This is a genomic window from Desulfococcus sp. (assembly GCF_050178255.1).
In the GTDB taxonomy this organism is placed as follows: domain Bacteria; phylum Desulfobacterota; class Desulfobacteria; order Desulfobacterales; family Desulfococcaceae; genus Desulfococcus; species Desulfococcus multivorans.
This window is the reverse complement of sequence record NZ_JBFXGG010000167.1, coordinates 1-4,770: the sequence shown is the minus strand read 5'-3', so window position 1 is coordinate 4,770 and position 4,770 is coordinate 1. Positions and strand designations below refer to the sequence as shown.

Sequence of the window (4,770 nt, the reverse complement as noted above, 5' to 3'; positions counted from 1 at the left end):
AAGCGCTCCTGTATCTGCCTCGCACGGTCAAAGGCCGTGATCCAATCCGTGAGAAGGATGTCCGGCCCATCACCGCCGTCGCCCATTGGCACCGCCAGCGCAAGATGTGGGCGAAGCTGGCGGGTGAACGCTTGAGAGATTAGAACAGACTACCTGCCCCGTCCTTCCTGCGACATCCAACCACCAGCACTCTCTTTCTTCCATCGTACAACCTTCTGATCCGCATACATTTTTTCTATTGACCTGATGCCCGTCAGGTCATATAATAACTCCTTATAATGTGGCCGCAGTTTGCCTCGACCGGGCCCTGCGGCTTCTGTCGTTCATAGGGAGAAAAACAACGGATGTGGAAAAGGTAGGACACTTGAAAAGCAGCAGTCGCAGACGAGCCAATTCGTGGCCGTATCCTCGTCACGATCAATTCGAGTTGGAGCTTCGAAACCGAGCGGCATCGTTCTTTCAGAAGAAGGGATACCAGTCACAGAAGAAATATCCATTCATCCTTGCAGAATGGAAGCGGTGGCCGTCCAACATCATCCTCGAAGAAGTGGCGGATTTCATCAATCGCGAAAAAGAGGAACGCGCAAAACAATGGAAGCGGTGGCCGTCCAACATCATCCTCGAAGAAGTGGCGGATTTCATCAATCGCGAAAAAGAGGAACGCGCAAAACAAAGGATCGGATTCCCCCTCCACAAATACTTGCACCACGGCCTCAGCAGCCAGGCGATGCTCTTTAATCTCGTAGGGCCATTGGTAACCAGAAAAGACTTCGAGCCGTTTCAGAAGCTTATGGCGGCCAAGAATATCGATTGGGACGGTGACGATCTCAAAGCGCGGTTTGAGGTGGAGGACCGAGAAGTTTTCAATGAGGATTTCGGCCAACCGACATCCATCGACCTGGTTGTTGAGAACGGACACGGGCCATCCCTTTTCATTGAAGCCAAATTCGTCGAGCGTGAGTTTGGAGGGTGTTCCGTTTTTAGCCGAGGCGATTGCGACGGAAGGAATCCGTCGAAACAGCATTCGCTTTGCTACCTGCATCATATTGGTCGCAAGTATTGGGAGCTGATTGAGGAGTACGGCGTTTTCGATCAGACCTGGCTTGAAAGCCCGACCTGCCCCCTATCCAGCTACTACCAATTCTTTCGAGAGATGTTGTTCGCTCTCCATCAGGAAGGGATTTTCGTTCTCCTTCACGACGAGCGAAATCCTACATTCAGCTGTGATGGTCCGGATGGGAAACGGGGAGTCTTCGCCTTCCTGGTTTCAATGCTCCCGTCGAGTATACGGTCAAGAGTTATCGGCGTGAGCACGCAGGAGTTGTTCCAGGTGATTTCGGCAAGCGGTAAGCACGATGACTGGGTTCCTGAGTTTTCAGAGAAATATGGCATTTCAGCCATTGAGATAAGAGGTCAATAAAATGGCATCAAGACCGAGGGGGCGACGCCCTATACAGGAAATAACCGCCCCACAACGGCGGACATTGCAGGAAATACGACTTTATACAAGCCAGCGGGGATACCCCCCGACAATCAAAGAACTCGCTGATATCCTGGGGATTTCCCACGCCAGTGCGCACGGTCAGGTCAACCAACTCGTGCGCAAGGGCTATTTGAAGCGTGAGCCGAAGAAGGCCCGCGGCATCGCCATAGTGCGCGAGCCGGAAGACGATGTCCCCGATCTGGTGGCCGTCCCCATTGTCGGTCAGGTGGCGGCCGGCCAGCCGATCTTGGCCGAGGAAAACATCATCGGCGAGGTCTTGGTCGAAAGCAGGATCGCCGGTTCAGGCCGGTGCTTCGCCCTTGAAGTGAAAGGCGACAGCATGGTGAAGGCAAGCATCCGGGAACGCGACCTTGTGGTGGTTCGCCAGCAGCCCGTGGCGGAGAACGGAGACATCGTAGTCGCCCTTCTCGAAGACGAAGCCACGGTCAAGCGGCTCTATATCCGTGAAGAGAAGATCGAACTCAGGCCGGAGAATCCAAAGCACCAACCGATCCCGGTTGGACCCGACGACGGGCTTCGCATCCTTGGCAAGGTCGTCGCCGTCAGACGACCCGGCTCGAAAATGCACACGCCGGGTACAGTCTGGCAATAAACGACAAGGAGGAACACACGAATGGCAACGTACAACCTCAGGCGATTCGCCCACGCCGACGGCCTCAAGGCTATCGCGCGTAAGCACCTACTGGCGCTCTTGAAGCCCCATAAATCCTATTTCGACAGCCGAGGGTTGACGCTGCCACCGCCATCCGCATCCGACGGTCTGGATTACGATCAGCTTGTCAACGTGCTCATGAATCCGGGCGCGGATACGCCGAAATCATTGCTCGACGCGCTCTTCTTCGTACACGAGATGGCCACGCCCGAGTGTATGGACACTCTTCTCCAGGAGGCGGAGACCAACGGCATCTCGCTTGACGGAAAGCCCGATCCCACGGCTGCGGACGTGGCCGTTCAGGTCTATCTTCAGGACAAGGACCTCCTGGAGCGTAAGCACGCGGAACAGTATCTCACCAGGCCCCGCTCCTTCGAGTATTTCCAGACGGAGATACGCCCGATTCCGAAATTCAAGCGGCCGACGTCGAAAACATTGGCCGCGCTCGAAAAGAGCCTCGACGACTGGTACGAAAAGAAGAAGCGGGACCGGGGCTCAAAGGTCTTCGTTTATCCCAAGAAAGACTCCATCTGGTTCCTGGTACGCCATGGCGATCCGATGAGGCGGGAAGGCAGCCTTGTCAGCGGCCAACCATCGAGCGTCTTTTACCGTCCCGAAAAATACGACGTGTTGGTGTATGAACCCGCCATCGGCGAATTCCGGATGAATGCCTGCAACAAGGGTGAAAAGGATACCTTCCGCAAGGAGTTCGGTCGCCATCTTTTCAACGACGAGGATTTCTTTCCCGGAACCGGCAAGTACACACTCGAACCCTTGCGGGCTGACGGAGAGGCATCCATCGTTTGCACGGACATCGACGGCATGGAGTGGGTCCGGCTCAAAGAGATTCAATACTTCTGGGGCGGTGCGGAAAAGGAAATCGAGATTCGAAAAGCCAACGATATCTTCGCCGCATACTCCGGGAGCGGCCGCGCCATGCCCAAAAAGGCGCGGATCATCCGGGCGAGCTTCCAAGTGAAATTCACCGATTCCAAGACCGCTCGCACCGTCACGATCCGGCCATCGAACATCGCGCAGTACACCAGGGACAGCGATGCATCCGTGGTCGAAAATTGGCTCACCAGACGCGGCTTCATCATTGCCGACCAGGAAGATGAGAGTGAGTAATACCAAGAATCCATGGCCGGCGCTCGAAGCCGTCCCCGGATTGGCCGCCGTGGAGGCTGAATGGCGGGCGAAATTCGGAGACGGGTATGAATCCGTCAAGGGATTTCTTCGACCGAACGGCAAACTGGCGTCTTCACACCCCTGCACGGTTCAACGCGGCTGCGGTTGCGAGCACGATGTGGTAATGCATGACCCGGAGGACATCGTTGCGGTCTGCAGGTGCGGGCGCGGATGCGAGACCTTTCCTTTGAAGCGGTCCGACATCGTGGTCTATGAATTGGACCGTGCGGCCTTGGATGGAGCGATAGTCGAGACTTTCAAGCTGATCAAAGACTCGGATTCCCGAACCGATCTCCATGGAACGACACGTATCGGCGTCTACTCCCCATACGCCGGATTTCGATTCCCCGTTTACCTGACAATCCAACTGGAGCCTGCAGATCTCGCTGGCGTCGTCGATGCCCTGACGGGAAGGGTCGATATCCCCTTCATCCTTCTGGCTCCTTCACGCGATCTTTGCACTGCGCAAACGGAGCAGCTCCTGGCGAATAGAAGCTCGGCGTTCATCCCATTATCGGAGAACGTAGGGTTCACCGGCAATCGCAAACTTCGCCTCCTACGCCCCCTGGAGGACATCCTGTCACCGTTCCGAACGGCCAACCTCCCGGCTCCCAAAGACAATGGCGGTATGGTGTTTTTCCCGACTCCTCCCGATGCCACCTGGGGCGATGTCTCAATACGATTCAAGGACGGCCATACCGTTTCGATCAAGGTGAAGTCGGCCGGTGGTGTGTTCAATTACACGCAGATGGGTATGGCCAACAAGAAGAACGGTGATCCGACCGTCCAGTGGGAACTGCTCCGCACCTTTTCCGACGAACACGGCGTGTTGGACTGGAGCAGCAACAAGGCCGACCGGAAAAACCAGAAGCGTCGTGAAATCCTCGCCACCAACCTGCGTGACTTCTTTCGCATAGAAGGCGACCCCTTCCGTCTGACAGATGACGGAAAAGGTTGGCAGGCACTCTTCCTTATTTCCCCCGACGAATAGCCATCCGTCCTCGCCAGCGAAATTTCGCTGGGCCATCGGAAAAAAAATCAAAAAAAGTTTCCGCGTCTTGGTCTGCGCATCCTCCTGAAATATCAGGCTATTCTCGCCTTTTCGCCTCCGCGTACCGGGGCTTCCGGCTCCATCCATCGAAATTTCGCCAATGAGGGGTGACAGGTCCGGCGAGACCTTCACCCCAGTATGAAACGCCCGGGTGATCCGGGTAACACCCCCTGGGAGGACCCTTCGCCGGACCTGCCTTCCAGGGGGTTTTTCGTTGATGCGCCCGAAGGCGCAAAAGGAGGTCCGGTATGACGGATGTAGTGACAAAGGCGGCCCTGACTCCTGCCAGGAAACGCCTGATCGAGTTGATGCAGGAGATCAACTACGGGCGGATCGAAAGCCTTGAGGTGCGCAACGGCGAACCTGTTTTCGACC

The 4,770-nt window shown here is 56.0% G+C and carries 4 protein-coding genes; all 4 read left to right on the top strand.

Annotated elements, in window-relative coordinates; genetic code table 11:
• Positions 1-346: 346 nt before the first annotated feature.
• From AB7S84_RS16525 to AB7S84_RS16510, 4 genes are read left to right on the top strand one after another with little or no spacing between them, the layout of a single operon-like run.
• Complete coding sequence (locus AB7S84_RS16525; protein WP_428155839.1) at positions 347-1,420, top strand: PGN_0703 family putative restriction endonuclease; 1,074 nt, start codon at positions 347-349, stop codon at positions 1,418-1,420.
• A gap of 1 nt (position 1,421) precedes the next feature.
• Positions 1,422-2,096 carry a transcriptional repressor LexA gene (gene lexA / locus AB7S84_RS16520; protein ID WP_428155837.1) on the top strand — a complete coding sequence of 225 codons (675 nt, stop codon included), beginning with the start codon at positions 1,422-1,424 and terminating at the stop codon, positions 2,094-2,096.
• Between the two features lie 21 nt (positions 2,097-2,117).
• On the top strand, positions 2,118-3,284 hold the full coding sequence (locus AB7S84_RS16515) for a hypothetical protein (protein WP_428155835.1): 1,167 nt from the start codon (positions 2,118-2,120) through the stop codon (positions 3,282-3,284).
• Positions 3,277-4,335 carry a hypothetical protein gene (locus tag AB7S84_RS16510; protein ID WP_428155833.1) on the top strand — a complete coding sequence of 353 codons (1,059 nt, stop codon included), beginning with the start codon at positions 3,277-3,279 and terminating at the stop codon, positions 4,333-4,335. The genes AB7S84_RS16515 and AB7S84_RS16510 overlap by 8 nt, the downstream gene beginning before the upstream one ends.
• Positions 4,336-4,770 lie beyond the last annotated feature (435 nt).